Origin of the sequence: Rhodococcus sp. IEGM 27, from assembly GCF_033142305.1 — a bacterium.
GTDB lineage: Bacteria > Actinomycetota > Actinomycetes > Mycobacteriales > Mycobacteriaceae > Rhodococcus_F > Rhodococcus_F oxybenzonivorans.
Map to the genome: position 1 here is coordinate 1 of NZ_JAWLSG010000020.1, position 26,808 is coordinate 26,808.

The 26,808-nt window shown below is 65.5% G+C and carries 29 protein-coding genes, 1 tRNA gene and 1 pseudogene; 19 read left to right on the top strand and 12 right to left on the bottom strand.

The window, feature by feature from the left end; genetic code table 11:
- Positions 1 to 435 (top strand): enoyl-CoA hydratase-related protein (locus R4P95_RS32035; protein ID WP_317756831.1); only part of this gene is annotated, 435 nt, incomplete at its 5' end.
- 58 nt (positions 436 to 493) lie between these two features.
- Here the strand turns inward: R4P95_RS32035 and R4P95_RS32040 are convergent.
- On the bottom strand, positions 494 to 1,027 hold the full coding sequence (locus R4P95_RS32040; protein WP_009474224.1) for a MarR family winged helix-turn-helix transcriptional regulator: 534 nt from the start codon (positions 1,025 to 1,027) through the stop codon (positions 494 to 496).
- A 54-nt stretch (positions 1,028 to 1,081) separates the two neighbouring features.
- Positions 1,082 to 2,332, bottom strand: coding sequence for a multidrug effflux MFS transporter (locus tag R4P95_RS32045; protein ID WP_317747140.1), 1,251 nt, complete (start codon positions 2,330 to 2,332; stop codon positions 1,082 to 1,084).
- 93 nt (positions 2,333 to 2,425) lie between these two features.
- On the opposite strand from R4P95_RS32045, the gene R4P95_RS32050 reads away from it, so the two are divergent.
- Positions 2,426 to 2,497, top strand: a tRNA-Cys gene (locus R4P95_RS32050).
- 47 nt (positions 2,498 to 2,544) lie between these two features.
- On the opposite strand, the gene R4P95_RS32055 is transcribed toward R4P95_RS32050, so the two are convergent.
- Together R4P95_RS32055 and R4P95_RS32060 are read right to left on the bottom strand one after the other, a co-directional pair.
- Complete coding sequence (locus R4P95_RS32055; protein WP_317747141.1) at positions 2,545 to 3,849, bottom strand: MFS transporter; 1,305 nt, start codon at positions 3,847 to 3,849, stop codon at positions 2,545 to 2,547.
- 53 nt (positions 3,850 to 3,902) lie between these two features.
- Positions 3,903 to 5,516 (bottom strand): class I adenylate-forming enzyme family protein, encoded by a 1,614-nt coding sequence (locus R4P95_RS32060; RefSeq protein WP_317747143.1) that lies wholly within the window; start codon positions 5,514 to 5,516, stop codon positions 3,903 to 3,905.
- Between the two features lie 204 nt (positions 5,517 to 5,720).
- Here R4P95_RS32060 and R4P95_RS32065 point away from each other — a divergent pair, with 204 nt between their 5' ends.
- The 3 genes from R4P95_RS32065 to R4P95_RS32075 are packed head-to-tail and all read left to right on the top strand — an operon-like array spanning position 5,721 to position 6,720.
- Positions 5,721 to 6,023, top strand: a complete 303-nt coding sequence (locus tag R4P95_RS32065; RefSeq protein WP_317747144.1) for a metalloregulator ArsR/SmtB family transcription factor — start codon at positions 5,721 to 5,723, stop codon at positions 6,021 to 6,023.
- Positions 6,020 to 6,538 carry an SRPBCC domain-containing protein gene (locus R4P95_RS32070; RefSeq protein WP_213572705.1) on the top strand — a complete coding sequence of 173 codons (519 nt, stop codon included), beginning with the start codon at positions 6,020 to 6,022 and terminating at the stop codon, positions 6,536 to 6,538. Before R4P95_RS32065 ends, R4P95_RS32070 begins: the two co-directional genes overlap by 4 nt.
- On the top strand, positions 6,535 to 6,720 hold the full coding sequence (locus tag R4P95_RS32075) for a hypothetical protein (protein ID WP_213572704.1): 186 nt from the start codon (positions 6,535 to 6,537) through the stop codon (positions 6,718 to 6,720). Before R4P95_RS32070 ends, R4P95_RS32075 begins: the two co-directional genes overlap by 4 nt.
- A gap of 6 nt (positions 6,721 to 6,726) precedes the next feature.
- On the opposite strand, the gene R4P95_RS32080 is transcribed toward R4P95_RS32075, so the two are convergent.
- Positions 6,727 to 7,335 carry a TetR/AcrR family transcriptional regulator gene (locus R4P95_RS32080; RefSeq protein WP_317747145.1) on the bottom strand — a complete coding sequence of 203 codons (609 nt, stop codon included), beginning with the start codon at positions 7,333 to 7,335 and terminating at the stop codon, positions 6,727 to 6,729.
- A 97-nt stretch (positions 7,336 to 7,432) separates the two neighbouring features.
- Between R4P95_RS32080 and R4P95_RS32085 the strand changes: the two genes are divergently transcribed.
- From R4P95_RS32085 to R4P95_RS32105, 5 genes and pseudogenes are all read left to right on the top strand, one after another.
- Positions 7,433 to 9,220 (top strand): N-acyl-D-amino-acid deacylase family protein, encoded by a 1,788-nt coding sequence (locus R4P95_RS32085; RefSeq protein ID WP_317747147.1) that lies wholly within the window; start codon positions 7,433 to 7,435, stop codon positions 9,218 to 9,220.
- Positions 9,217 to 10,062 (top strand): alpha/beta fold hydrolase, encoded by an 846-nt coding sequence (locus tag R4P95_RS32090; RefSeq protein ID WP_317747148.1) that lies wholly within the window; start codon positions 9,217 to 9,219, stop codon positions 10,060 to 10,062. The genes R4P95_RS32085 and R4P95_RS32090 overlap by 4 nt, the downstream gene beginning before the upstream one ends.
- A 212-nt stretch (positions 10,063 to 10,274) precedes the next feature.
- A complete protein-coding gene (locus tag R4P95_RS32095; RefSeq protein WP_317747150.1) occupies positions 10,275 to 10,988 on the top strand; it encodes a hypothetical protein in 714 nt (237 codons plus the stop codon).
- A gap of 239 nt (positions 10,989 to 11,227) precedes the next feature.
- Positions 11,228 to 11,497 (top strand): annotated as a pseudogene (locus tag R4P95_RS32100) (hypothetical protein); the annotation flags it as partial.
- Between the two features lie 112 nt (positions 11,498 to 11,609).
- Entirely contained in the window at positions 11,610 to 11,942 is a 333-nt protein-coding gene (locus R4P95_RS32105; RefSeq protein WP_213572699.1) for a helix-turn-helix domain-containing protein, read from the top strand.
- Here R4P95_RS32105 and R4P95_RS32110 read toward each other — a convergent pair.
- Together R4P95_RS32110 and R4P95_RS32115 are read right to left on the bottom strand one after the other, a co-directional pair.
- Complete coding sequence (locus tag R4P95_RS32110) at positions 11,939 to 12,535, bottom strand: ATP-dependent Clp protease proteolytic subunit (RefSeq protein ID WP_317747153.1); 597 nt, start codon at positions 12,533 to 12,535, stop codon at positions 11,939 to 11,941. The two genes, R4P95_RS32105 and R4P95_RS32110, sit on opposite strands and share 4 nt — an antisense overlap.
- A 4-nt stretch (positions 12,536 to 12,539) precedes the next feature.
- Complete coding sequence (locus R4P95_RS32115; protein WP_109328632.1) at positions 12,540 to 13,148, bottom strand: ClpP family protease; 609 nt, start codon at positions 13,146 to 13,148, stop codon at positions 12,540 to 12,542.
- Positions 13,149 to 13,434: 286 nt separating this feature from the next.
- On the opposite strand from R4P95_RS32115, the gene R4P95_RS32120 reads away from it, so the two are divergent.
- A complete protein-coding gene (locus tag R4P95_RS32120) occupies positions 13,435 to 14,133 on the top strand; it encodes a low molecular weight phosphatase family protein (RefSeq protein WP_317747154.1) in 699 nt (232 codons plus the stop codon).
- Here the strand turns inward: R4P95_RS32120 and R4P95_RS32125 are convergent.
- From R4P95_RS32125 to R4P95_RS32135, 3 genes are read right to left on the bottom strand one after another with little or no spacing between them, the layout of a single operon-like run.
- Positions 14,123 to 15,280, bottom strand: a complete 1,158-nt coding sequence (locus R4P95_RS32125; protein ID WP_317747155.1) for a sulfotransferase — start codon at positions 15,278 to 15,280, stop codon at positions 14,123 to 14,125. The genes R4P95_RS32120 and R4P95_RS32125 overlap by 11 nt on opposite strands.
- Positions 15,281 to 15,300: 20 nt before the next feature.
- Positions 15,301 to 16,089, bottom strand: coding sequence for an SDR family oxidoreductase (locus R4P95_RS32130; protein WP_397517759.1), 789 nt, complete (start codon positions 16,087 to 16,089; stop codon positions 15,301 to 15,303).
- Positions 16,090 to 16,097: 8 nt separating this feature from the next.
- A complete protein-coding gene (locus R4P95_RS32135; protein ID WP_317747156.1) occupies positions 16,098 to 17,270 on the bottom strand; it encodes a DUF1214 domain-containing protein in 1,173 nt (390 codons plus the stop codon).
- 100 nt (positions 17,271 to 17,370) lie between these two features.
- Here R4P95_RS32135 and R4P95_RS32140 point away from each other — a divergent pair, with 100 nt between their 5' ends.
- The 7 genes from R4P95_RS32140 to R4P95_RS32170 all read left to right on the top strand — a co-directional run bounded on the left by R4P95_RS32140 (position 17,371) and on the right by R4P95_RS32170 (position 24,595).
- Positions 17,371 to 18,297, top strand: coding sequence for a helix-turn-helix domain-containing protein (locus R4P95_RS32140; protein ID WP_397517761.1), 927 nt, complete (start codon positions 17,371 to 17,373; stop codon positions 18,295 to 18,297).
- A 102-nt stretch (positions 18,298 to 18,399) separates the two neighbouring features.
- Positions 18,400 to 19,326, top strand: coding sequence for a sulfate adenylyltransferase subunit CysD (gene cysD / locus R4P95_RS32145; RefSeq protein ID WP_317747158.1), 927 nt, complete (start codon positions 18,400 to 18,402; stop codon positions 19,324 to 19,326).
- Positions 19,326 to 21,176 carry an adenylyl-sulfate kinase gene (gene cysC / locus R4P95_RS32150; protein WP_317747159.1) on the top strand — a complete coding sequence of 617 codons (1,851 nt, stop codon included), beginning with the start codon at positions 19,326 to 19,328 and terminating at the stop codon, positions 21,174 to 21,176. The genes cysD and cysC overlap by 1 nt, the downstream gene beginning before the upstream one ends.
- Positions 21,166 to 22,305 carry a 3'(2'),5'-bisphosphate nucleotidase CysQ gene (locus tag R4P95_RS32155; RefSeq protein WP_317747160.1) on the top strand — a complete coding sequence of 380 codons (1,140 nt, stop codon included), beginning with the start codon at positions 21,166 to 21,168 and terminating at the stop codon, positions 22,303 to 22,305. The genes cysC and R4P95_RS32155 overlap by 11 nt, the downstream gene beginning before the upstream one ends.
- Positions 22,292 to 22,690, top strand: a complete 399-nt coding sequence (locus R4P95_RS32160) for a nuclear transport factor 2 family protein (protein ID WP_213572689.1) — start codon at positions 22,292 to 22,294, stop codon at positions 22,688 to 22,690. The genes R4P95_RS32155 and R4P95_RS32160 overlap by 14 nt, the downstream gene beginning before the upstream one ends.
- Positions 22,691 to 22,849: 159 nt before the next feature.
- On the top strand, positions 22,850 to 23,842 hold the full coding sequence (locus tag R4P95_RS32165; RefSeq protein ID WP_213572688.1) for a phosphotriesterase: 993 nt from the start codon (positions 22,850 to 22,852) through the stop codon (positions 23,840 to 23,842).
- 105 nt (positions 23,843 to 23,947) lie between these two features.
- Positions 23,948 to 24,595, top strand: a complete 648-nt coding sequence (locus tag R4P95_RS32170; RefSeq protein WP_317747162.1) for a TetR/AcrR family transcriptional regulator — start codon at positions 23,948 to 23,950, stop codon at positions 24,593 to 24,595.
- Here the strand turns inward: R4P95_RS32170 and R4P95_RS32175 are convergent.
- Together R4P95_RS32175 and R4P95_RS32180 are read right to left on the bottom strand one after the other, a co-directional pair.
- Positions 24,589 to 24,819, bottom strand: a complete 231-nt coding sequence (locus R4P95_RS32175) for a hypothetical protein (RefSeq protein ID WP_317747163.1) — start codon at positions 24,817 to 24,819, stop codon at positions 24,589 to 24,591. The genes R4P95_RS32170 and R4P95_RS32175 overlap by 7 nt on opposite strands.
- 4 nt (positions 24,820 to 24,823) lie before the next feature.
- Positions 24,824 to 25,216: a helix-turn-helix domain-containing protein gene (locus R4P95_RS32180; protein WP_317747164.1), complete on the bottom strand. Its 393-nt coding sequence runs from the start codon at positions 25,214 to 25,216 to the stop codon at positions 24,824 to 24,826.
- Positions 25,217 to 25,408: 192 nt separating this feature from the next.
- On the opposite strand from R4P95_RS32180, the gene R4P95_RS32185 reads away from it, so the two are divergent.
- Positions 25,409 to 26,785: an MFS transporter gene (locus tag R4P95_RS32185; RefSeq protein ID WP_213572685.1), complete on the top strand. Its 1,377-nt coding sequence runs from the start codon at positions 25,409 to 25,411 to the stop codon at positions 26,783 to 26,785.
- The last annotated feature ends 23 nt before the right edge of the window (positions 26,786 to 26,808 follow it).

A 26,808-nucleotide genomic window follows, 5' to 3' on the forward strand; every position in this document is an offset into this window, starting at 1 on the left:
ATGCTCTGCGACATCCTGATCGCCGCCGACACCGCGAAGTTCGGGCAACCCGAGATCAAACTCGGGGTCATCCCCGGCATCGGCGGCTCGCAGCGGCTGACCCGCGCCGTCGGCAAGGCCAAGGCCATGGAACTGTGCCTGACCGGCCGGAACATGGACGCCGAGGAAGCCGAACGCGCCGGACTGGTCTCCCGGATCGTCCCCGCCGCGGACCTACTCGACGAGGCGTTGCAGACGGCGAGCACCATCGCCGAAATGTCGCTACCGGTGGCGATGATGGCGAAAGAAGCGGTCAACCGGTCCTTCGAGACCACCCTCACCGAAGGCGTCCGCTTCGAACGACGAGTCTTCCACTCCACCTTCGCCACCGAAGATCAGAAGGAAGGGATGGCGGCGTTCGTCGAGAAGCGTGCGCCCGTCTTCAAGCACCGCTAGAAGCCCCGAAAACGACTGTCGCCCCGTACCGGATCCGGTACGGGGCGACAGTCGTCTCTCACCACTTGGTGGGGGCGTCTCCGGTGTCGAAATCGCCTGCCTCGCGGCGCAGTTCGGCGAGGATCGTGACAAGTTGTTCCAGCTTGTCACCGGATACCCCTGGGCGCGAGAATACCTGGGCGTTGAGTCGCTCGGTGGACTCGACAGCCAGTTTCCTTCCCGCGTCGGTGATTTCGATCAGGGTCGCCCGGCGATCGCTAGGGTGCGGGACACGCCGCACGAGGTTCGCCGTTTCGAGCCGGTCGACGGCGTTCGTCACGCTGGTCGGGTGAACCTGAAGGCGCGCGCTGGCCTTCGCCATCGGGAGTGCGCCGGTGCGCGTGAACGTCAGCAGTGTCAACAATTCGTACCGGGCGAACGTGAGCCCCGACGGCTTGAGCACCTCTTCCACCCGGGCCATCATGATCTGCTGTGCCCGCATCACCGAGGTCACCGCAGCCATCCCGTCGGCGACATCACCCCAGCCGTGCTTCGTCCACTGCCGGTGGGCCTCTTCGATGGGGTCGAGATGAAGTGGTGACGGTGGTGGCATGCGTCGATCATCCCATGTCGGGTGATGGGCCGCGAAAGTCTGCCGAGCGTGTCGTCAGTGCGCTTCCGCCTTCGCGGCGGCCGCCAACGCCACCAGCCCGAGTCCCGCGCACGCCGTCATCGTGACCGCGAGAGCGACGCCGGTGTTGCCGAGCACGCCGACCAGGGGAGCGATCAGCGCGCCGACACCGAACTGCAGGGCGCCGAGCAGCGCGGCAGCCGTGCCGGCCGCCTCGCCGTGGCGGCCGAGAGCCAGCGCGGGGGCGTTGGGCAGGACGAAGCCGACACCGGCGAGGAGGAACCACAGTGGAACGACGAACCCGACGAGCCCGCCGAACTCGAAGTGGGCGGTGGTGACCAGCGCCAGCCCGGCCACCGTCGCGAAGGCGAGGGCCGACACCGTGATCTGCAGCGGTGACCACCGTGCGAGGGCGCGGACGTTGAGTTGCGAGGCGCCGATCAGAGCGATCGCGCCGGAGCTGAACAGCAGCGCGAACTGCTGCTCGTCCAGGCCGTACTGGTCCTGGAACACGAACGACGCACCGGAGACGTACGAGAACAACGATCCCATCGCCACACTCGACACGAGTGCGAGCACCATGAACGCGCGGTCACCCAGCAGGCTCTTGTAGGTGCCCAGCACGGCGCGCAGACTGCTCTTGCGCCGCCGCTCCGGCGGCAGCGTCTCCGTCAGACCCCACACCCCGATCAATGCCGTCAGGGTGCCGATCACGGCGAGGACGACGAAGATGCCGCGCCAGTCGAGGGCGATGAGGAGCGCCCCGCCGATACTCGGGGCGAGAACGGGTGCGACGCCGAGCACGAGCATCAGCCGCGACATCACGACGGCCACGGTGTTCCCAGAGAACAGGTCGCGGACGACCGCGAGCGCGACCACCGCTGCGGCGGCGGCCCCGATGCCCTGGAAGACGCGGAGCACGCCCAGCACGGCCACGGTCGGCGCGAAGACCGCGAGCACGGACGCGACGACGTGGACACCGATACCGGCGATCAGGGGACGCCTGCGCCCGAGGCTGTCCGCGAGCGGTCCGACGATCAACTGCCCCAGCGCGAGGCCGAGCAGGGTGCCGGTGATGGTCAGCTGGACCGCGGACGAGGACGCGCCGAGGTCGGTTCCGATGTCCGGAAGCGCGGGCAGATACATATCGATCGTGAAGGGGCCGAGGGCCACCATCGCGCCGAGTACCAGGATCACCCGAAGGCTGGGACGGGTGGTTGTCCGGTCGGCGGTCGGGGCGGCGCGTTCTTCGGTGTCGGTCACGGAGGAACACAGCAACGAGGGCACGTGGTTTGTTCCCGCCCCGGCGTGTCGGTTTCAGAATCACCGTGAGCGCAACCCTCGCGCCCGGGGCACCGGCCGGGCACAGTAATCCCCGATGCGGGTGTGACTGAGTGGTTGAGGTACCGGCCTGCAAAGCCGTTCACACGGGTTCGAATCCCGTCACTCGCTCGGGTGAGAACCGGCAGGTGATGCACCTGCCGGTTCTCTTCGCGTGGTCACACGTCTTCGAGGCGAATGCCCTTGGTCTCCTTCATGAACAGGCACGCGACGCCGGTGAGGACGGCCAGCACCATGATGTAGACGCCGAACACCCAGCCGAGGTCGAGTCCGAGGAGAAGCTGGTTCAGGTACGGGGCGGTGCCACCGAACACCGCGACGGAGAAGGAGTACGCGAATCCGATCGCCTGCGTGCGTAGTCGCGTCGGGAAGCTCTCCGACAGCGTGGAGGACAGAATCGACGCCGGGACCGCGACAATCAGCAGGGCGGCGGTGGTGGCGACGAGCAGGGTCCACCCGTCGGACGTGATCATCATCGTCAGCGGCAACTGCAGGACGAACATCAGAACCGCGAAGGCGCCCAGCATGGGCCGTCGGCCGATCTTGTCGGAGAGCAACCCGAGGAACGGCAGCGAGACCAGAGCGATCAGCTGAGCGATCACCAGCATCCAGTACGCGGTGTCGGGATTCATGCCCTGCTGCGTGATCGCGTACGTGGAGATGTACGACGTCCACGTGTAGTGCGCGGCCGTGATGCCCGAGGTCATCCCGATCATGAGGAGGATCGCCCGGACGACGGTGCGGCGGGGGATGCTCGGCTGATCCTCATCCTTCTGCGCAGCATCGAAGACGTCGCTCTCGTCCATGCTGCGGCGCAGGTACAGGGCGAACAGTGCCAGGAGCGCGCCGATGAGGAAGGGGATACGCCAACCCCATTGACCGACAGCGGTGTCGGACAGGGAGGAGGTGACGACGCCGCCGACGGTGTAGGCCAGCACCGAACCGCCGAAGATCGCGATGAACGCGACGCTTCCCCACATGCCGCGCCGGTGCGGAGGCGCGATCTCTCCGACGTAGGAATACGCGGTCGCGGACTCGCCGCCGTGCGCGAAGCCCTGCATGACGCGCGCCGCGAGCAGGATCAACGACGCCCACGCGCCGATGGTCGAGTAGGTGGGCATCACCCCGATGATCAGGCTGCCGGTGGCCATCATCAGCATGGTCGTGACGAGGACGAACTTACGTCCGCGCTTGTCGGCGATCCGGCCGAAGATGATCCCGCCGAGTGGGCGCATCAGGAACCCGACCGCGAACACGGCGAGCGTGGACAGCAGGGCCGAGACCGGGTCCGAGTTGCTGAACATCGCCGCCGCGATGAACGGGGCGAACACCGCGTACGCGCTCCACTCGTACCACTCGAGGACGTTGCCGACGGAGCTGGCGAGGAGCGATTTCTTGCGGGAGGCGAGGGTGGTGCCGGAATGGGTGTCAGGCTGCGCCTGGCGAGTGAGGTCGACGTTCACGTGCAGTCACTTTCGTCGGGGTCGCGGAGTCGAGATGTCGAGGGGAGGAGCCGTCAACGCAGGTCGCTGCGACGGATCTTGCCCGTCTGGGTCTTCGGGAGGTCGGTGATGATGTGCACCAGCCGCGGCCGCTTGTACGCGGCGAGCCGGTCGCGGGCGAACGCGACGAGTTCGTCCTCGGTGGCGGTCGCGCCCTTGCGGAGCGAGACGTAGGCCACCACCGATTCGCCCTGGTAGTCGTCGGGTTGCCCGACGACGGCGGCCTCGTGCACGGCCGGGTGTTCGTAGAGGGTGTCCTCGACCTCACGGGGCCACACCTTGTACCCGGACACGTTGATCTGATCCTTGAGCCGGTCGACGAGATACACCCACCCCGCCTCGCCGATGATCGCGACGTCCCCGGTGCGCAGCCGTCCGCCGGGCAGTGTGTCCCGCGAGGCGTCCGGGTTGCGCCAGTAGCCCGAAACAACCTGCGGTCCGGCGATTTCCAGTTCGCCTGCGGTGTGGGGCGGAACAGGGTCACCATTCGGGTCGACGGCGCGGATGTCCACCCGGGGCAGCGGGAGTCCGATGGACAGCGAGCCACTCGACGGGTCGACCGGCGCCCGCAGGCCGGGTGGCACCGCAATCACTCCGGCCGTCGTCTCGGTCATCCCGTACGCGTTGTGGATGTACTTGCCGAATCGGGCTTCGAACTTCTCCACGGTGGCAGGCGGGATGGGCGCGCCGCCCGAGTAGAGGGTCTTGACCGAGGCGAAGTGGTCCGCGCTCACGGCCGGAACCTCGGACAGCGCGTTGAACACGGTGATCGAGCCGATTGTGTAGGTCACCCGGTGCTCCACGAGCGTCTCCAGTGCGACGGCCGCGTTGAACCTGTTCGCGAAGACGAGCAGGCAGTCCCGGACGAGGGCGACACCCGCATTGAGCACGGCGCCGGTGATGTGGAACAGGGGAGCGACGGCGAACACGACGTCCCCGTCGACGACGCGGGCGCACTCACCGAAGTCGAGTGCGGTGGCCAGCACGTTCGCGTGGGAGTTGAGCGCGCCCTTCGGTGGGCCGGTGGTCCCGGAGGTGTAGGTGAGCAGCGCAAGGTCGTCTTCGTCGAGTTCGACCAGGGGAGGCCGCCTGCCGCGAAACCGCGCGAGGAGTTCGACGAGGTCGCCGTCGGCCGCCGGCGTGGCGCGCGTGGTTGACTCGAACACCCGCGGATCGTTGCGGGTCTGGAAATCGAGGGCGCTGGTGCTGATCGAGAATCGCACGCTGCTGCCACGCAGGGTCTCCGCCGTGGCCGCGACGCTCACGTCTTCGCAGAGGATGCCGATCGGCTCCGCATCGTCGACGAGGCGGCGGAGTTCGTTTCCGCGGTACATCGGATTGAGCACCAGCGCTGCAGCGCCGACCTTCCACAGCGCCAGCAGAGCGAGGGCGTACTGCGGCACGTTCTGCAGGTAGATGCCCACCCGGTCACCGCGCCCGACACCCCACTCGTCCAGTGCGACGGCGAGGGCATCCGACAGGTCGTCGACCTCGCGCGCCGTGAGGGTGCCATCGAAATAGGCCACGGCGGGGTGATCGGGATGCGCCTCCACGCGCGACCGCCACGCGTCGAGAGTGGTCGCCACGGGTGGCTCCTGGATTCCGTCGTTGATGAACGTCGACGACACCGCATGTCCTTTCTCCGGCTCGGTCGGAACGGGATGTCCGAATTCGAGCGGCCGACCGATCACTCGCTCGGTCGGTGTGCGCAAGTGTTGTGTGTCACACGAGAAGTGTCAAGTCGGGGCCCGCCCGCCGCTCGGCAGAGACCGGGTTCCGTGGCCACCCCAGCGACGGTTGCAGCTCATATTTCCATCTGGCAATATGAGGCTATGAGCGCCTACGCCGCCCTGGCCGAGCCGCACCGCAGACAGATTCTGGACCTGCTGCGTGACGGTGAGCGGCCCGCCGGAGAACTGGTGGAGCGCATCGCGCTCAGTCAGCCCGGCGTGTCCAAGCACCTCAAGGTGCTGCGCGAGGCCGGGCTCGTCGTGGTGCGCGCGGATGGCAAACAACGTCTGTACGCGCTGCGCCCAGAACCCCTCGCCGAGGTCGACCAGTGGCTGGAGCCGTACCGCGTGTACTGGTCGAGGCGCCTCGACGCCCTCGAACGACACCTGGAGGAGAACCCATGACCGACGGAACCCTGGAGACGATCGACGGCCGCCCGGCGCTGCGCTTCGAGCGCACACTCGCCCACTCGGTCGAACGCGTGTGGCGGGCGGTCAGCGTGCCGGCGGAGCTCGAGCGCTGGTTTCCCGCCGCCGCCGAGTGGACACCGGCGACAGGGGAGACCTTCGAGGCCTACGGCGCGACCGGCGAGGTGACCGAGGTCGATGAACCCCATCGGCTGGCGTGGACCTTCGGCGGTGAGCGGTACAGCTTCGATCTGACCGCTGAGGGCGACGGATGCCGGCTGATCTTCATCCATGTCTTCGGCGACCGTGCGATCGCAGCGCAGACCGCGGCCGGCTGGGAGACCTACTTCTCGCGGCTCGAACCTCATCTCGCCGGCGGGTACCTCTCCGAGGCGGAGGCGCACGGGTCGTGGGATGGGTGGGAGGAACTTCACGAGCGCTACGCCGAGCGCTTCGGCGTCGACCCGACGCCGGGACGGAAATTCCTGGAGGCGCAGCGCGCCGGCCAATGACATCCGGTAGACCCTCTGCCGAAACGGCGCTCGTCCAGCAGTTCCAGCCCGCACCGGACGCGCTCCGGGAGAGACCGGGTGCCGCCTCCCGCAACGACGGGAACGACGAACACCTGGCACGCGTCGACCAACCCGGCCGCGAAGGCGTGGGAGGCGAGCCCGGGGTTGCTGTCCGGGTGTGATCCGGATCAGCGTGTCACGTCCAGTGCGTCGACGTCGACGCCTGCCGCCGGAAGCAGGTGATAGAAAGCGCGTTCGCAGAGATCGATCATGTCCGTGCGGTCCATGGTCGGTTCATCGAGCCACGACAGCACGATCTCTTCCATCAATGCCTGCCACCCCGAGATCGCCGCCTCGAGCGCGGGTGTCGTCGACACCCCGAGCTCGGCCAGCGACGCGCCTATCCAGCGGGTGAACGTGCGCCGCATTCCCCGGTAGATCTTTCGCATGCCGTGGTCCCCGCTGCTCGCCATGCGCATGACGGCTAAATAGATTGCGGGGTGCGCGATTACCGCCTCGGCGAACGTCTCGACACCCGCGCGCAGCTGCGCCGGAAGGGGGAGCGACGTGTCGGGCGTCATCCTCCGCTGCAACTCGGTGGCCGAGGCTACGAGCACTGCGTTGCGAAACCCGTGCTTGTTCTTGAAGTAGTGAAACAACAGTGGCGACGAGACGCCTGCCTCGGCCGCCACCTGGTCCATCGACAGCTGCTCGAACGGCACCGAGTCGAGGAGTCGCATGGCGACGTCGAGGATCTGCGCGCGCCGATCTGCGGGGGAGCGGGGAGCGGCGGTCATCTCTGCACTCTAAGGGACGGGACGGCACACCCCATTGACTTTCACTCAACGGTGTACGTAACGTCGTGTAACACCAACTGAGTGTGAGGAGCGCAACATGTCGGATTTCGACATAGTGGTCGACGGAGGGCTGTGGTTCGACGGAACCGGGTCTGCGCCTCGCCGCCGAAACCTGGGCATTCGCGACGGAGTCGTCGTCAGGGCCTCCGCGGAGCCCCTCCTCGTCGGGCCCGACACCGAAGTGATCGACGCGGCGGGCAAGTGGGTGGTGCCCGGCTTCGTCGACGTGCACACGCACTATGACGCCGAGGTCCTGGTCAGCCCCGGCCTGCCCGAATCCGTCCGGCACGGCGTCACCACCGTTGTCCTCGGGAACTGCTCGTTGTCGACGGTGTATTCGACACCCCGTGAATGCGCCGACCTGTTCAGCCGGGTCGAGGCCGTACCCCACGACTCGGTGCTGCGCATCCTCGACGACAACAAGAGTTGGCAGAATCCGGCCGAGTACGTCGACGCGCTCGAATCGCTTCCGCTCGGTCCCAATGTTGCCGGTTTCATCGGGCACTCCGACATTCGCACCCGCGTGCTGGGGCTCGGCCGCGGCACCGACAGGCGGGTGGAGCCCAGCGCCGGAGAACTCGAGCGGATGGGTGCGATGGTCACCGAGGCCCTCGATGCGGGTTTCCTCGGTCTGTCATCGATGACGAATGCGCTCGACAAGATCGATGGCGACGAATATCGTTCGCGTTCTTTGCCTTCCACGTATGCGCGGTGGCGCGAATTCCGCTTCCTCAACCGGATCCTGCGCGAGCGCGGCAAGATCCTGCAGAGCGCACCCACGATCAACCTGCATCCCAACATTCTCGGATTCTTCGCCGAGAGTTCGGGTCTCGGCCGCCGCAGGCCCCTCAAGACGTCGCTACTCTCCGCGGCGGATTCCAAGGCGTACCCGCCGATCGTGTACTTCATGCTCGGCGCTGCGCCGCTACTCAACAGATTCGCCAAGACCGACTTCAAGTGGCAGCACCTGCCCGTGCCGTTCACCGTGTATGCGGACGGCATCGATCTGGTGGTGTTCGAGGAGTTCGGCGCCGGCGCGGCGGCTCTGCATCTCAAGGACCAGGTGGAGCGAAATGCCCTGCTGCAGGACGAGTCCTACCGACGCCGGTTCCGCAAGGACTACGACGACAGGTTCAGCCCCCGCATCTGGCACCGCAACTTCTACGACGCGGTGATCGTCGGGTGCCCCGACGAGACGTTGATCGGCAGCACCTTCGGCGCGGTCGGTGAGCTGCGCGGCGTCCATCCGGTCGACGCCTACCTCGACCTCGTCGTGAAGTACGGCACGGACCTCCGGTGGCGCACCACCATCGCCAATCACCGGCCGAAGTTCGCGAAGAAGCTGGCCGCCAGTTCCGGTGTGCAGATGGGATTCGGTGACGCGGGTGCGCACCTGCGCAACATGGCGTTCTACAACTATCCGATCCGGTTGCTGAAGAAGGTCAAGGACGCGCAGTCCGACCGCAAGCCCTTCTTGTCCGTCGAACGCGCCGTCCACCGGCTGACGGGAGAACTGGCCGACTGGTACGGCATCGATGCCGGCCACCTGCGGGAAGGGGACCGCGCCGATCTCGTCGTCATCGATCCGGCGGGCCTCGACGCCACCGTGGACGGATTGTTCGAGGCCGAGGTCCCCGAGTACGGCGGTCTGCGCCGAATGGTGAACCGCAGTGACGGCGCGGCGGTCGCGACGGTGATCAACGGCAGGCTCGTCTACCGCGACGGGGAGTTCACCGGCGGGTTCGGCGTCACCAAGACGGGACGGTTCCTCCGCGCGGGAGCGTCGGCCGCAGACCACAGCGAGCGTGAGCCGGCCGTCCGATGAGCGGCACGGGACGGATCGGCACGTTCACCCGGGACGGGCTCGTGTTCGACGTTCGCGACGAGGGTCCGATCGACGGAGCCCCCGTGGTGCTGCTCCACGGTTTCCCACAGGATTCGAGATCATGGGACAAGGTGGCGCCACTGTTGCACAGGCGCGGTTTCCGCACCCTTGCGCCGGACCAGCGCGGCTATTCGGCCGGGGCCAGGCCTCGCGCCCGTTGGGCGTACCGCACCTCGGAGCTGGTAGCGGACGTCGTCGCGCTCATCGACCAGGCAGGCCTCGGCCCGGTGCATGTCGTCGGGCACGACTGGGGCGCTGCGGTGGCGTGGGGTATCGCGGCGGAACGGCCCGACCGGATCCGCACGCTCACGGCGTTGTCGGTGCCGCACCCGGCGGCGTTCCTACGGTCGATGCTCACCAGTCGACAGATCCTGCTGTCCTGGTACATGTTCGCGTTCCAGCTGCCGTGGATCCCGGAGCGGATGATCGCCTCGGACGGTTACGGCTACCGTGCCCTGCTCTCCAGCGGGCAGGCCCCGGACCGGGCGAAGCGCGACCTCGAATCGATGCGCGACCGAAGTCGGGCCCGGGGGGCCCTGAACTGGTATCGCGCAATGTTCTTGGCCTCGCCGGGTTCGGTGACCGGCAAGGTCCGCGTACCCTCTCTCCTCGTCTGGAGCGACGGCGACACGGCAATCGGCCCGGTCGGACCCGAACTGACCGCGAGGTTCGTCGACGGCCCGTACACATACGAGGTGCTGCACGGCGTAAGCCACTGGATCCCCGACGAGGCCGCCGAGCGCCTCGACGAACTACTCGGCAACCACTTGCGCGATCACTAGCGACCCGCCGCGACACCTGGTACTCGCCGGGAGGCGCTTCGCGCGGGCTGCGTCTGGGACCATCCAAGAGTCGCGTGCGGTCCTCCGCGCCTACATGATCTAGGTGTCCCCCCAAGTCGTCGCAGCGTGACAAGCTAGTGCCAAGCACGCTCCATCAACGATCGGGTATCGATCCGTTGGGTTCGGACGGGCCGGAGGTGGAAGGAGCCACTGTGCGCAAGCCCCTTGTGTTCGCGGCCGGCGGTGTGGTGGTTGCCGGTGTGGCAGTAGGGCTGCTAATCAACGGTGCAGCCTCCGACCCCATTCCCGCCTCCGTTCCCGGCGCACCAGGTGGCGGCGCTGAAGATGGACCGATGACGAGCCGAGGAGTGGTCCGTAGCTGGGATATCGAAGGCATGCAGGGCATTATCGACGGCGACGATATTCCAGGTGGATGCCACATCATGTTCGGTGCGGTCGCGGTAGACGGATTCCCCGCATTGTCCGAAGGACAACAGGTGGAGTTCGAATGGCATCGCGGCGAACAGCCCGAGTCGGGCCTTCTCTACGAATGCAGTCGGGCCTGGCCGGCCGGCGAGCAGCCCTATGACGAGCCGAAGGCTTTCAGGTCGCGGGCGTGGACGGTACACGCGGACGGCACCGTCGAAGAGATCACCGAGGCAGAACTGGCGGAGCCGGTGCCAGCTCTGCCCCGTGTTACCGGCCAAGCCATGGGCACCGTGCAGATGTGGAATGACGAAGAGGGGTGGGGAGTTTTCGACTCCGCTCAGACACCGGGCGGTTGCTGGGCCTTTTACAGCGACATCGTCGGAGAAGGGTTCCGAACCTTAGCTGTGGGTGCCACCGTCACTCTCGACTGGGAACAGGTAACCGATCAGGACGGCTATCGGTATCGGGCCACACGCGTGGAGCAACACGGCAGCTAGCACCCCGCCGCGATACGACAGGGTCACAGCAACAATGAGATTCGAGACCTTTTGCGGCCTCGTCGCCGACGAATTCGGCATCGACCTCCGAGTCCCGTCGTACTAGGGCGTCGTTGTCTTCCGGAACGAGAGCAGCGCGGCGGTCAGCGGTCGATGGTGGCCATGTTCGCCTCGTCGTGGCGCTCGCCTGCGGCGGGGGGTGAGGTTGATCAGGCGGCCGAGTTGAGCGGCACTGCGCTCGGGACCAGGTCGTAGGAGACACGTTCGCCATGCTGCGCGCCGAGGCCGGCAGTGATCTCTACGACCGGCGGCTGACGGACCTGATCGGGGAGCTGTCCACCCGCAGCGAGACCTTCCCACTCGGCGACGGCCCCAGCCAGTTCCTCCTCACCTACACCGCCGAGCCCACGTCGCCCTCACAGGACGCGCTGAACCTGCTGGTCAGCTGGATCGCGACCAACGAGAACATCGAGCGGTCCGCGCCTGCCCACGATTCGGAGTCAAGCTGAGGATCTCGAGCGCCGGCTGCAGATTCCGGCGAGAATTTACGCTACCGACCGGCTGTCCGCTGTCGGTGAACGCCGCCTCGTCCGGGAACGTCGTCTGGAAGACTCCGGAGGTATGGAACCGCAGCGCAGACTCACACTGGTGACGGGCGCTCCCGAGCAGCCGCGGGAGGAGCCGCTGGTGCGCGAGCTCTACGGTCGGGTGCTTCGGGACGCGCGCCGGGACCAGGACCGGAGTCTCGAGGATGTCGCCGCAGAGGTCGGCATGTCCAAGCAGTACCTCTCCGAAATTGAACGCGGCAAGAAGGAACCGTCCTCGGAAATGCTGCGCGCAGTGTGTGGCGCGCTCGGTCTGCCGGTGGAACACCTGCTGTTCCGGTCGGGGCGCCGGATCGGTGCCACGAATAGAAACGCCGGCCGAGGAACTCCCACGATGCTCGCGGCCTAGTTCTCCTGGCCCGTGGTGATCAGTGTGTCGGCCAACCCGTAGTCGATGGCTTCCCGGGCGCTGAAGATTCGATCCCGGTCGGTGTCCTGACGAAGACGGTCGACGCTCTGCCCGCTGTGCTTGCTGAGAATTTCTTCGGTCTGCGAACGGACCCGCAGTATTTCGGCGGCTTGCAGGGCGAGATCGGAGATCGTGCCACTGCCCTGCGTGGACGGTTGATGCAACAGAACTCGGGAATGTGCGAGAACGTGACGGTGACCCTTCGTTCCCGCGGCGAGTAACACGGCGGCGGCCGAAGCGGCTTGGCCCATGCAGTACGTCGCGATCGTCGGTCGCAGGAACTGCATCGTGTCGTAGATCGCGAGCATCGCCGTGGTGGACCCGCCGGGTGAATTGATGTAGAGCCCGATTTCTCGGTCGGAGCTGTCTGCATGAAGGTGAAGTAGTTGAGCCATCACCACATTGGCGACACCGTCGTCGATCTCCGTGCCGACAAAGACGATCCGTTCGTTCAACAACCGGCTGAAGATGTCGAACGACCTCTCACCCGCCGGCGTCCGCTCGATGACATTCGGAATGGTGTACTGGGACATGGCGTCAGAGTCCTATCCTGGGAGCGGTTGTGTGGGGCGCGATTTCAGCGAAGGTCGATACCACCCGGTCGACGATCCCGTATTCACGGGCCTCGTCTGCGGTGAACCAGCGATCGCGGTCGCTGTCTGCTGCGATTTCCTCGACAGGCCTACCGGTCTCGTCGGCGAGTATCTGCTGCGATTGACGTTTCATCCGTTCGAGACTTTCGGCCTGAATGGCGATGTCGACGGCTGTTCCGCCGATGCCTGCCGAGGGCTGGTGCATCATGATCCGGCTGTGCGCGAGAGCGATTCGCTTGCCTCGGGTTCCGGAGCAGAGAAGCACTTGCCCCATGCTGGCCGCAAAACCCATGGCCACCGTGACCACGTCGTTGGGGATCAGTTTCATGGTGTCGTAGATGGCCAGTCCCGCGAAGACGGAACCGCCCGGCGAATTGATGTAGATGACGATGTCGCGCTCGGGGTCGGCGGCCGCGAGCAGAACCAGCTCCGAGCAGGCACGCTCCGCCATTGCGTCGTCCACTTCGCCCGTGAGGCGGATGGTTCGCTGACGGAAAAGCCGGTCTGCCAGTAGATCGCGGTAGTTGAGGTCGGCAAGTGTGGCTGTGGTCATGACCTCAGTACTACCGCCCTATGAGTACTCGATCGGCGATTGTCTGCTGTGGGCAGACACGGCATCTACTGACGTCGGAACATCGGTGGGCACGATGTGACGCAGATCGCGCGCGTCGCCTCGGGACCCTCGGGCCGAGGTCGAGCTGGGCATTCACCCGGAAAGGTGTCGGGGCGGCGACGAGTAGATGAACTACTCACGACCGGAACGTGAACGACGTAAACAGACCGCTCGGCCAGTGGACATCGGTCTGTCTCCGAGTGGATTTGGTGGTTAGGGTGCCCTCATGCACGTTCTGTTCGTTTGTAGCGGCAACGTCTGCCGTTCGCCGATCGCAGAGCGGTTGACGCGCGCCTATGCCGTGGACCGCGGTATTTCGCACCTCACTGCGGAAAGCGCCGGCGTGCGGGCGCTGGTCGGATTCCCCATCGAACCGATCGCGGCGAGAGTAGTGGAAGGTCTCGGCGCCAGCGCCGAGGGTTTCACCGCACGACGACTACGCCCCGAGATGATCAAGAGAGCCGACCTCGTGCTCGCCATGACCGAGCAGCTCCGGGATCGCTCGATGGAGCTGGTCCTCGGGACGAGTCACTGCACGTTCACGCTGCGCGAAGCGCACCGGATCGCGAGGGACACCGGTGCCCGCACCGTCGCCGAACTCGCCGTAGCTCGACGGGACTACGGGCCGATCGAAAATCTGAACATCAGCGACCCGGTCGGGCTGAGCGAGGCCGCGTTCACGCAGGTGGGTGATCAGATCGCCGCATCGTTGATGTCACTGCTCGATGTACTCGACCTCGAGGCGGTCACGAATCCCGAGGCCGACGAGGCCTTGTGCCCGGAGCCGGAGCCGGAGCCCGTGCCGACGCCGGACCGGGCCGCCGCGCCGACGGCGGCGCCGACGTTCATGCTGCCCTTGTCGCCGCGACCCCTCGTCGCGGCGCGGGCGGCGTCGTCGATCCTCGACTATCCCGTCACCTGGTAGCGCTGAACCGGTAGTCGGCGAACCTCTCATCCACCTGTTCAGCCGAGAGTCCGAAGTCCTCGAGGGTGTACTTGTGGGACGGCCGTCGGTTGCCGGCGCGGCTCTCGGCATGCATGGCCTCCATGGCCGACTGCGCCGACGGGGTCAGCTCGAGGCCGAAATGGGTGTAGACACCCTCTACGGTCCCCAGTGGATCCGCCACGAAGTCGTGGTAGTCGACGTCGAGAAACTGGGCGCTGTCGTGCCGAGCGCGAACTTCGGTGAACTGCTCGAGCCCGCGCGCCCACAAGTCGAGCTGGCTCTCACCGATCACGTTGCCGCGAAACTTCTCCGACCATCCGTCGGTTGCCTGCTCCGCCAGGCTGCACACCGAGGGGACGATGGTGCGTGGGGGTCGGTGCGTCTGGATTACCACAGCATCCGGATACACCGCGAGTAACTCGTCGAGCGCGAACAGATGGCTGGGATTTTTGAGCACCCAGCGGCGGTCGCGGTCGGGGAGTCCGATCAATTGCAGGTTCTTCTTGTGCCGCTGATAGGCGTTGGTCCATGTCTGACCGGCAAGCCACTGCGAGTACGTCGGCAGATACGCGAGGCACTCGTAGGAAATCGATTTGAAGGTCTGCCGGAGCAGCTGCCAGCATTCCTCGACCTCGCTCGCGGACATGTAGTGCACACCCATGAACTCGGGTCGTTCGATGTGGTGACGACTGAAGCCCTCCTCGATCTTCTGGAACACCGAATTCGACGCCCATGTCTCCCGCGGCGGCCGTGGTTGCGGCATCTCCGTCAACCACATCTCGAGTCCCTGGTGCGACGGATCGGCAGTCAAGAGCCGGTGCAGAGCCGTGGTCCCGGTTCGTGGAAGCCCGGTGACGAAAATGGGGCGGTCGATCGAAACGTCGGCGTACTCGGGGTGCTGCTTCCACGCGGCCTCGCTGAGCAACCGGGCCACCAGCGCGCCGCGCAGGAAGACCCGCGCGACCTTGCTGCCCAGCGGTGTCAGTTGCTCGTCGGTGGCGTAGGAGTCCAGCAGTACGCCGAGTGCTTCGGTGTAGTCGTCGGAGCCGAAGTCGGTCAACCCGGTCATGCGGGTCGCCGACTCGTGCAGGTCCTCGACCGTGCCGACGGTGGTGCGCTCACTCATGATGGTCCGGTTCTCTCTCGCTAGTGATGGAATTCGCCGCAGTTGACGTCGAGGCACTGACCAGTGACGGCGCGTGCCATCGGCGACGCGAGAAAGATGACGGCATCGGCCACTTCGTCGGTCTCGGGCAACCTCTTCAGATCGGTGCCCGCGGCGGTGTGTTCGTAGATCTGCTCCATCGTTGTCCCGTACTTCTCGGCCTGGTGTGCGAAGTACTGCTTCAACGTGGCCCCCCAGATATAGCCCGGTGCAACGGAGTTCACCCGGATGCCCTGCGGACCGAGTTCCGTCGCGAGAGATTGCGACATAGCCAGCAGGGCGGATTTCGCCATCTTGTAACTGCCGTAACGCTCCTGCGAGTGGCGGAGAACCATCGAGTTGATGTTCACCACAGCACCCGAAGATTCGGCCAGAGCCGGGGTGAAGAGTTGAGTCAGGCGTAGCGCGCCGAGAACGGTCAGTTCGAAACTGCTGCGAATCGAATCGAAGTCGGTGCGGGCCAGCGGTTTCATCGACGGGACCGAGAACGCGTTGTTCACGAGTACGTCGACCTTGCCATACGCATCGACCGCCGCGGCGACGAGATTCTCCGCCGAGGCGGGGTCGGTGATGTCCGTCGGAACCGTCACCGCGCGGCGGCCGAGCGTGATGATCTCCTTGGCCACCTCCTCGAGCCGGGAGGCGGTGCGAGCGGCGAGCACCATGTCGGCACCTGCTTCCGCACACCGCACCGCGAGCGTGCGACCCAAAGCGGGCCCGACACCGGAAATGACGACTACTTTGCCGAGCAGCAGGTTGCTGTCGCTCACGGCGGCGCTCATCCCAGCATCCGATCCGCGACAGCCGCTTGCCGCCCGGCGATCCGCGCGGCATAGCTCTCGGATGTGATGGTGTTGGACCGGTAATACGGGAGCTTTCCGGGAATCTCCTCGATCCCGACGATCTCGATACGGGGCCCGTCGGCCTCGGTCAGTTCCCGGGACACTCGCTGCCAACGGAATTGGAGGTAGCCGCGAAGATGACCTGTGGTCTCGATCCAGTTGGTGACTCCCGGATCGGCTTCGCTGACGACGAGACGAATCATCCCATCGGGGTCCACCTGCGACTGCGAGACGTTCAGCGACGTTTGGTGGTTGATGTAGTCGAGGGAGACGTACCACAGACTGCCGAGCTGAAAGCCCTGGTACGGAGCGTCGGACCGCGGAACGGTGATGATGATGGCCTGGTCCTCGGAGATGTCGTAGTGACCGACGGAGGAGTACTGGGTGGCCAATCCGCCCGGTGTGAGCCGGGGTTCGGTCATCGTGTTGACCGGAAGGTTGAGATAGAACCACTCGGGGAACTGCAGCCACGTCTTGACCCGTGACACGAGTGCCTTGCCTGCTCGCGCATAGCGCTTCTCCACCGACTCCCGGGTGAGGGGATCCGGCGCGGTACCGCTCGTGTCGGCGCGCGCGATGCGGATCGTTCCACGTCGCTGACTCCAATCGCTGTAGACCTCGCGGACCACCAGTTGGGAGGATCCGGGCGCGAGCGGAAAATAGTTGCGCCGGCTCGCATCCGGCTCGGCTCCGGGACCGAACCGGACCTCGAAGCTGCCGTCGGCGGCGATATCGATCTCACGATCGTCGAAAGCGGTCACACTGCCGGGCACATCTGCGGCGGTGTAGTTTCCGCTGAGAATCTGGAAGCTCAGGTCTGCTGTGGTGCCTCGTGTGCCGGTGACGACGTATTCGACGTCGTCACTGATTCGTGCGCCGAAGTACAGGGTGTCGGGGTTGTCGAGGCCCATCTTCATGTATGGCCCCGTGCCGGAGATGAACGTCGGGTGGGATCGTTCGGTGGCCCAGGCGGCATGGGTTGTCGCGAGGATTCCGCCGGCGAGGTACTGGTAGCCCTCGAGCAGATCTTGCTCGGTCCGGATGTGGGGGGCGGTCTCGATCAGTTTCTCGGCCTCGGCCAGTGCGTCGGCGAATGGGTCGGTCAGCACATCGTGCTCCTCACGATGGGGTGGTACATATATGTACCTGCGTGGTAGAACGTGATGGACCGACAATAGAACGTGTTCTAAGGAGTGGTCAATGGCTGCCATGGACGACGGCGTCGACAGAGCCCAGGGGCGACGGTCCCCGCCGACGGAACGGGTGGTGCAGGTGCTCGACTTCCTGGTGTCCCGCAAGGAGCACCGGTTCGGCCTCTCCGAGCTCGCGCGGACCCTCGACATCAGTAAGCCGACGTGTCTCGGCATCCTCACCGAGCTGGTCCGCGGCGGCTATCTGGTCCGCGACCCGATTACGAAGTCCTACGGCCTCGGCCCCGCATTGATCGCGGCCGGGCGTGCGGCGCAGCAGGGATTCGCGGCCGGTCCGGTCGCGCGCAGGCATCTCGCGGCTCTCAGTGCCGAGTATCAGACGACGTGTACGGCGTCGGCGGTGGTTAGCGACCGGATCGCCGTTCTGGAACTGACGAGTCCTCCCGGCGTGCGAGCGGCTGCCAAGGTGGGGGAGATGTACCCATTCGCACCACCCGTCGGCTTGATGTATGTGCTCTGGGACGGTGAAGACGCGCTGCAGGCGTGGCTGCGGCGAGAACCGACCCTGCCGGTTCGTCTCGATCGGGAGCGGCTGCGCAAGGTGGTCGAGGAATGCTCACGGACGGGATATCTCGTCGAAACGCTCACTCCGGTGGGTCAGCGTTTGCACACCTTGATGGCCGGCGTGGCCGCCCACGATCTGCCTGCGGAACTGCGCGACGTTCTCGGCGAGATGGTGTCCAGTCTGGGTGAGCGCGTGCACCTCGATGCCGAACATGCCGATCCCGGCGCGATGCATCCGGTCAGCCTGATTGCCGCGCCGACATACGACGCGGAGGGGCATCAAGCCATGGTGCTCACGTTGTATGTGGGCGCGGAGCTCGCATCGGACGACATCGCTCGTCGAGGCAAGGCGCTCGCGGCGGCGGCGGACGCGATCACCCAGGAGGTGGGGGGACGGCGGCCTCGTACGGGCGGGCATTGACCTACTTCTGAAACACGTTCTATTGTCGAGGGGACCTTTTCGACCGGTCCGGTCCAAATATGAACCGCGCTCGGTTCGGCACTCGCGACGAGGAGTCGCCCCATGACCTCATCCATGGCACCGCCCGTCTACGAGCTGTCGCACCTCGGCGCGCTCGAGGCCGAGGCAGTGCACATCTTTCGTGAAGTGGCCGCGACGTTCGAGCGTCCGGTTCTGCTCTTCTCCGGTGGCAAGGATTCCGTAGTGATGCTCCACGTCGCCGCGAAGGCATTCTGGCCCGCACCTGTTCCTTTCGCCGTCATGCACGTGGACACCGGGCACAATTTCGACGAGGTGATCGAGTTCCGTGATCGCACGGTCGAGCGTCTCGCACTGCGGTTGGTGGTCGCACGTGTGCAGGACGACATCGATGCGGGACGTGTCAGCGAAGAGACAGGAGCGCGGGCCAGCCGGAATCGGCTCCAAACTGCGGCGCTGCTGCGCGCGATCACGGACAACGGCTTCGACGCCGTCTTCGGTGGTGCCCGCAGGGACGAGGAAAAGGCGCGCGCGAAGGAGCGGATCTTCAGCTTCCGTGACGAGTTCGGGCAGTGGGAGCCTCGGGCGCAGCGCCCGGAACTGTGGAGCCTCTACAACGGGCGGCACCGCAAGGGTGAGCACATCAGGGTCTTCCCGCTGTCCAACTGGACCGAACTCGACATCTGGCAGTACATCAGCGAGGAAGGCATCGACCTTCCCCCGCTCTACTACGCACACCGCCGCGAGGTGGTGCCCCGCGACGGAATGCTCCTTGCACGTACTCGTTTCCTGACACTGCTGCCCGGCGACGAACCGTACGAGGCGCTCGTGCGGTTCCGGACCGTCGGCGACGCCACCTGTACGGGATGCGTCGAATCCTCGGCCACCACGGCCGAGGCCGTCGTGACGGAGGTGGCGGCCAGCCGAGTCACCGAGCGTGGGGCGACCCGGGCGGACGACCGGATCTCCGAGGCCGGCATGGAGGATCGCAAGAAGGAAGGATACTTCTGATGCCGCAGCTACTTCGGGTCGCGACCGCGGGAAGTGTCGACGACGGCAAGTCCACTCTCATCGGCCGTCTGCTCTACGACTCGAAGGCGATTTTCGAGGACCAACTCGAGTCGGTGGAGCGCACCAGCCGCGAACGAGGCGACGAGCACGCCGACCTCGCACTGCTCACCGACGGCCTCCGCGCGGAACGGGAGCAGGGCATCACCATCGATGTCGCGCACCGCTACTTCGCTACCCCGCATCGCAAATTCATCATCGCGGACACGCCGGGACACGAGCAGTACACCCGGAACATGGTGACCGGTGCCTCGACCGCCGACCTGGCATTGATTCTCGTCGACGCCAGAAAAGGGGTGCTCGAGCAAACCCGTAGGCATGCCTTCATCGCGAGCCTTCTCGGGATCCCGCACCTGGTGTTGTGCGTGAACAAGATGGATCTGGTGGGGTGGTCGGAGCAGCGGTTCGAGGAGATCAAGGAAGAGTTCCGTCAGTTCGCGATCAAACTCGAGGTGCACGACCTCACCTTCATCCCCGTCTCCGCGTTGCGTGGCGACAACATCGCGCAGCGGACGGCCAACATGTCCTGGTACGAGGGTGCGTCACTACTGCACCATCTCGAGCAGGTGCACGTCGCCTCCGACCGCAATCTCATCGACGCGCGCTTCCCGGTGCAGTATGTGGTGCGGCCGCAACGGCAGACCGATTCCCCCTGGCACGACTTCCGAGGCTATGCAGGCACGATCGCCAGCGGAGTATTCAAGCCGGGGGACGAGGTGGTGGCGCTCCCGTCGGGATTCACCTCGAAAATCAGCGCCATCTGGGGGCCGGGCGGAACGGCCCTCGACGAGGCCTTCGCACCGTCCGCGGTGTGCGTCCAGCTGGTCGATCAGTTGGATGTCAGCCGCGGAGACATGTTGTGCCGCCCCAACAACCGCCCCCTCGTCGGCAGCGAACTCGACGCCATGGTGTGCTGGTTCAGTGACCAGGCTTCCCTGAATCCGGACGCGCGGTACACCCTGCTTCACACCACCCGCGCCGTCAGGGCCACGGTGGCCCGCCTCGACTATCGGCTCGACGTCAACACCCTGCATCGTGACGACACGGCCCGCTCGCTCTCACTCAACGAGATCGGCCGAGTGCAGCTGAAGACCTCCCAACCGCTGATGTTCGACCCGTACCGCCGCAACCACGTGACGGGCAGTTTCGTTCTCGTCGACGAGAGCACGAACAACACCGTCGGTGCCGGAATGATCACCGGGCCGACCCTCTCCCCGGCGAAGGTGGTGTGGCATGCGGCGGAAGTGTCGCGCGAGGAGCGGCCCACCCGTGGTCGCACCGTCTGGCTCACCGGGCTCTCCGCTTCGGGGAAGTCCACCGTCGCGGTCGAACTCGAGCGGCGGCTGGTCGCCTCCGGCGTGCCCGCGTACCGGCTCGACGGCGACAACCTGCGACACGGGCTGAACTCCGATCTGGGGTTCGGTGCCGCGGACCGCTCGGAGAATGTCCGACGGGTAGGTGCGGTGGCGCAGTTGCTCGCCGATGCGGGCGTCGTCGCTATCGCCTGCCTCATCAGCCCCTACCGTGCGGATCGCGAGCGCGTGCGCGAAGAGCACCGGGCCGCCGGGCTCGACTTCGTCGAAGTGTTCGTCGACACCCCGGTCGAACGATGCGAGGCCCGTGATCCTAAGGGCATGTATGCGAAAGCGCGGGCCGGGGAAATCACGGGATTCACCGGAGTCGACGACCCGTACGAGGCACCCGAGCGCGCGGAACTCGTACTCCGGCCGGAGGACGGCACGCCGACCGAACAAGCAGCGAAGATTATGGAATTGTTGAGGCGTGACCTCTGACGCGCGGCTCGCGGCCGATATCGCCTCCGGTGCCGGTGCCCTGTTGCTGGATATCCGTGCTGCCGGACTCGGATCCGCGGACGGGCGTGAGCTGGGCCGGCGTGGTGACGTCGCCGCCGACGCCTTCATCGCCGGAAAGCTGGCCGCCGAGCGTCCCGGGGATTCCATCCTTTCCGAAGAGTCGGCCGACGACCGGTCTCGCCTCGACAGCGATCGGGTCTGGATCATCGATCCCCTCGACGGCTCGAAGGAATACGGCCTACCCGGGCACTCCGACTGGGCGGTGCACGTCGCGCTGTGGGAGCGTGGCCGGGGTGTCACCGCCGCCGCGGTCGCACAACCGGCCCTGGGGGCGGTGTACGCGAGTGACGACCCGAGCCGCGCAGTCCACGCCGAGGAATTGCCGGCGCGGCCCCGCATCGTGGTGAGTGCCAGTAGACCGCCGGCCTTCATCGACGCCGTGGCGACCCAGGTCGGCGCCGAGGTCCGGGCCATGGGATCGGCTGGGGCCAAGGCGATGGCCGTGCTGAGGGGTGACGTGGACGCGTATGTGCATGCGGGCGGACAGTGGGAATGGGACTCGGCGGCCCCGGTCGGTGTCGCCGCCGCCGCGGGCCTCCATTGCTCACGCATTGACGGGACCCCACTGCAGTACAACCAGTCTCATCCCTATCTCCCCGATCTGGTGATCTGTCGGCCTGAGCTTGCGCAAGTCCTCCTCGCTGCGATCGCGGACCACGCCACCGACTCTGCCGACAGCGGACGCGTCGCGATGGCCCGGGCCTACATCGACGCGCTCGTGAGCCATGACGCGACCAAGGTCCGCCTCTCCGAGACGGCCTGGCGTGTGGAGAACGGTCAGCACACCGGCGACTCGGGGGCGTTCATCCGGGACGAACTCGAGAACGGTCCGCAATACCAGGCCATCCAGGCAGTTCGCGATCTCTCGTTCCACGAGTGGGGGGAGAATGTGGTGGCGCGATTCCTGCTCGACCTCGGCGCCGCGCCGACCGAGGTGACGACGGTCCGCATCACCGAGCATTTCCACATTCCGGCGGGAGCGATCCAGTCGGTGCTGGCCATCATCGAACCGCACGCAACCGAAGGGAATGCCGATGAGCCCCGATGAGCTGGTCACGCAATTCTGCGCCGAATGGTCTGATCCGGACCCCGCGGCGATCGCGGAGTACTTCTCGGAAGACGCGGTTTATCACAATATTCCGATGGAGCCGGTCTGCGGGCGTGAGGCGATCCGCGAATTCGTGGCAGGCTTTGTCGCCGCTTTCGGCGGCATCGAGTTCCGGGTGCAGCGCCAGGTCGGCAGTGTCGGCAGCGCTGACGACGCCGGCGGGAACGGCGTGATCATGAACGAGCGGGTCGACGTGTTCGACATCAACGACACCCGGGTGGAGCTGCCGGTCGTCGGCGTCTTCGAGATCGCCGACGGCAAGATCACCGCGTGGCGGGACTACTTCGACATGGCCCCGATCCAGGCGGCAACGGCCGGAGGTTGACTCCCGCGCAGGCCGCAAGTTGACGTCAGATTCACATGCGCTCTACTGTGACCGGACCGAACTATGACGGCCGTCACATGCGAGCGGTGGGAGGCCGTGCCGGGTGTTGATTCGCCCGGTAATTCAGCCGAACACCGCCCGACCAGGAGGAGGGCGCCGATGACCCAGATCAACACCGTCCGTGGGCCTGTCGACAGCGCGGACCTCGGTCGTACCTACATGCACGAGCACGTGTTCGTGCTGACCGCCGATGTGCAGCAGAACTATCCGGATGAGTGGGGAAGTGAGGACGAGCGCGTTGCGGACGCGGTGGCGAAGCTCCGTGCGCTGACCGAGCAGGGAGTCCGGACCATCGTCGACCCCACTGTCGTCGGCCTCGGTCGATACATACCGCGCATCCGTCGTGTGGCCGAACAGCTCCCGGACCTGAACATCGTTGCCGCAACCGGGTTGTACACGTACGACGACGTACCGTTCTTCTTCCATTATCGAGGTCCCGCACTCGACGCCATGGTGGGCGCCGAGGTTCCCGATCCGATGGTCGACATGTTCGTCAAGGACATCGAGGTGGGAATCGCCGACACCGGGATCCGGGCAGGGTTGCTCAAGTGCGCTATCGATGAACCCGGATTGACGCCCGGCGTGGAGCGCGTGATGCGGGCGGTAGCGAAAGCCCATCGGCGTACGGGGGTGCCGATCACCGTACATACCCATCCGGGCAGCGCCGCCGGTGTGCACGTCAAGCGGGTCATGTGCGACGAGGAGGGGGTACGGCCCGACCGGATCGTCCTCGGGCACAGTGGTGACACAACGGACGTCGAGCATTTGACGAGCCTGGCGGAGCAGGGGTTCATCCTGGGAATGGACCGGTTCGGCATCAATCTGGACACGACTTTCGAGGCGCGTGCGGACACGCTCGTGGAGATGTGCCGCCGCGGGTTCGCCGGACAGATGGTGTTGTCCCAGGACGCATCCTGTTACATCGACTGGATCGATCCGAATCTGATGGCGGCGCTCCCGCAGTGGCACTACCTCCACATCGAGAACGACGTGCTGCCGTACGTCCGTGAGCGTGGTGTCACCGAGAACATGATTTCCGAGATGCTGGTGGAGGTCCCGCGGCGATATTTCGAGAACGCATCTGCGTATTGAGCAGATTCACTTGAAACTGAGGCCGGATTCAAGTAATACTCGAGTATGGAGAAGTCGGATGGTGGGGGAGTTCTTCCAGAACGAGGAGACGAAGGTCCGCCCTCGATGGCGAACGCCACCCTCCTCCGGGAGCCGCCCGTTACCGCACGAGGAGTCCGTACTCGGAATCGGCTGGTTGCCGCCGCGCGGGTTGTGTTCGAGCGGGAGGGCTATCTCGATGCCCGACTCGTCGACATCACCAGGGAGGCTGGGCTCTCGACGGGCTCCTTCTACACGTATTTCACCAACAAAGAACAGGTTTTTGCCGCCGTCGTCGAGGTGACCCAAAATGACCTGCTCCACCCCGGCATGGGTCGAGTGGCCGACGAAGGCGATGTACACGCGATCGTCGAGGCGAGCGTCCGCGCGTATCTGCACGCGTGCCGCAGAAACGCGCGGCTGCTGGCGGTGCTGGAGCAGGTGGCGCACGTCGACCCCGAATTCCGGGAACTCGAACGCCGTCGCGACGACATCTTCTTCCGACGCAACGCCCGAGCGATCGCGGACCTGCAGGATCGCGGCCTCGCAGATGCGGTACTGGATCCGATGCTCACGTCCAAGGCGCTCTCTGCCATGGTCGGCAGGACGGCGTACAGCTATTTCGTCGGACCGGTGAGCGAACGGAAATCCCTGTCGTTCGATCAGTTGGCGACGGGCCTGGCGCGGATGTGGACGAATGCCCTGCGTGTGCCGGATTCTGTCCGAGGTCAGTAGCCGGGCGCGCGCAGAATTCGCAGGACGAGGTCGGCGTTGATGTCGCCCAGCTCTTCGGGGGTGAATTCGCCGTCGGGGTCGTACCAACGGCAGATGTCGATGGCGAGCGACATGATGGCGAGCACCGCGACTCGGGGATCCGGGATCAGGAAGACGCCCTCGTCGATTCCCCTGCGCACCTCGCGCATTGCTGCGACACGGATCCGCAGGCGCGTCTGAGCCACGGCCTCACGGTGCTCCGCGCGGAGGTGCCGGCTCTCGTACTGCGCGGATACGGGCTTTCCGAAAGTTCGTGGCGTGCAACATGCTGAAGTCCCGAACCAAGGCGCGAACCCGGTCGATCGGGTCGGTGAACGGTGCAACCGCATCGAGCACCTGGGCCAGTGCCCGCTCATGGGCGCGGCACACGAGCCGGAACAGTAGTTCTTCCTTGGAGGAAAAGTGTACGTACATCGCGGCGGGACTCAGTCCTGCCATTGCGGAGATGTCCCGGGTGGTGGTGGCCTCGAAGCCCCTGTCGGAGAACAGCATTGTAGCTGCGGTGAGTAGGCGTTCCTCGGAGGACGACAGATCCCGAATGGGTTGACCGGGAGCTGGGGTTTCGTCCCGTAGATCTGTCATGCGTAGTCCTCACCGGTGCGGCGGGCCGGGAGCGCCCACCGAACGTATATGTCGAAAGCATCGCCTCGAGTGATTGACATCACACGACAAGTGAAACACACTAAGCAAGCGCTCACAGACTTGAAGTTGGCGTCATGTTCTAAAACTTCATCTCTAGCCACACCCCACAGACCTATCTCGAGGAGTGATTGGATGACTACATCCGCGGTGCAGCCGAGTAAGGACGCAACCGGCGACACGGCCGTCCAGCGGAAGCGGGCACACCGGAAGCTGCTGGCGGCAGGTCTCGTCGGCAGTTCCATCGAGTGGTACGACTTCTTCCTCTACGGAACAGCTGCGGCTCTTGTCTTTCCGCAAGTCTTTTTTCCCGACTCATCGGCGCTGATGGGCACTCTGCTGTCGTTCAGCACGTTCTGGGCGGGATTCGTCGCCCGGCCTCTCGGTGGACTGGTCGCCGGCCACTTCGGCGACAAATACGGGCGCAAACCCGCGGTGGTGACCTGCCTGCTCTTCATGGGCATCGCCACCTTCCTCATCGGATGCCTCCCGGGTGCGTCGACGATCGGAGTGGCTGCACCGATTCTGCTGGTGGTGCTGCGCTTCATCCAGGGCATCGCGTGCGGCGGTCAGTGGGGTGGGATCGTCCTTCTGCTGACCGAATCGGCGAGTCCCAAACGCAGAGGGTTTTCCGGCACCTTCGGTCAGATGGGTGTCTCGTTCGGTGTGCTGCTCGGCAACCTCGTGTTCCTGGGCGCCACCGCCGCCATCTCGAACGAGGCGTTCCTCAGCTGGGGTTGGCGTATCCCCTTCTTTGCCAGTGCATTGCTCTTCCCCGTCGTGCTCTACATCCAGACGAAGGTCGAGGACACACCGGAGTTCCGCGAGCTGCAGGAAGAGGCACAGAAGGGTAAGGAAACGGTAGTCCGGGCACCGCTCACCCAGGCGATCAAAGACCACTGGCGCAAGATTCTGCTCGGGTGCGGCCTTCTCGCGGCCACCAACTCGTTGTTCTACATCTCGATCGCCGGCGTGCTCAGTTACGGCACTGCCGAACTGGGCATGAAGCGCAACGATCTGCTGGCGATCTCCCTGCTCAGTGCCGGCCTCACCGTCGGTGTGGTGTTGTGGTCGGGGCACGTGTCCGACAAGATCGGTCGTCGGCCGATGATCCTGTTCGGCGCCGGAATGATCGTGCTCTGGGCCTTCCCGTACTTCTGGCTGATCAACACGAAGAACCTGATGTTGTTCTTCATCGCCGTCACCGTCGGAAGTGTGTTCCAGTCCATGACCTACGGTCCGATCGCGGCCTACATGGGCGAGCTGTTCGCACCCAACGTGCGCTATTCGGCAGCCTCCCTGGCCTACCAACTGGCTGCGATCACGGTCAGCGGTGGCACTCCCTTCATCATGACCGCGCTGATTGCCAAAACCGGCACCACCACACTCGTCGCCGTATTCGTCGCCTTGATGGGGCTGGTCACATTCCTTTGCGCGTGGCGGCTCCACGAGACCAACCCGGCGGAAGTCCGCAACGACCCGAACGCTGTTCCCGGAGCTCAGTTCTACTAGTACGGCATCAAGGCCGAAAGAAT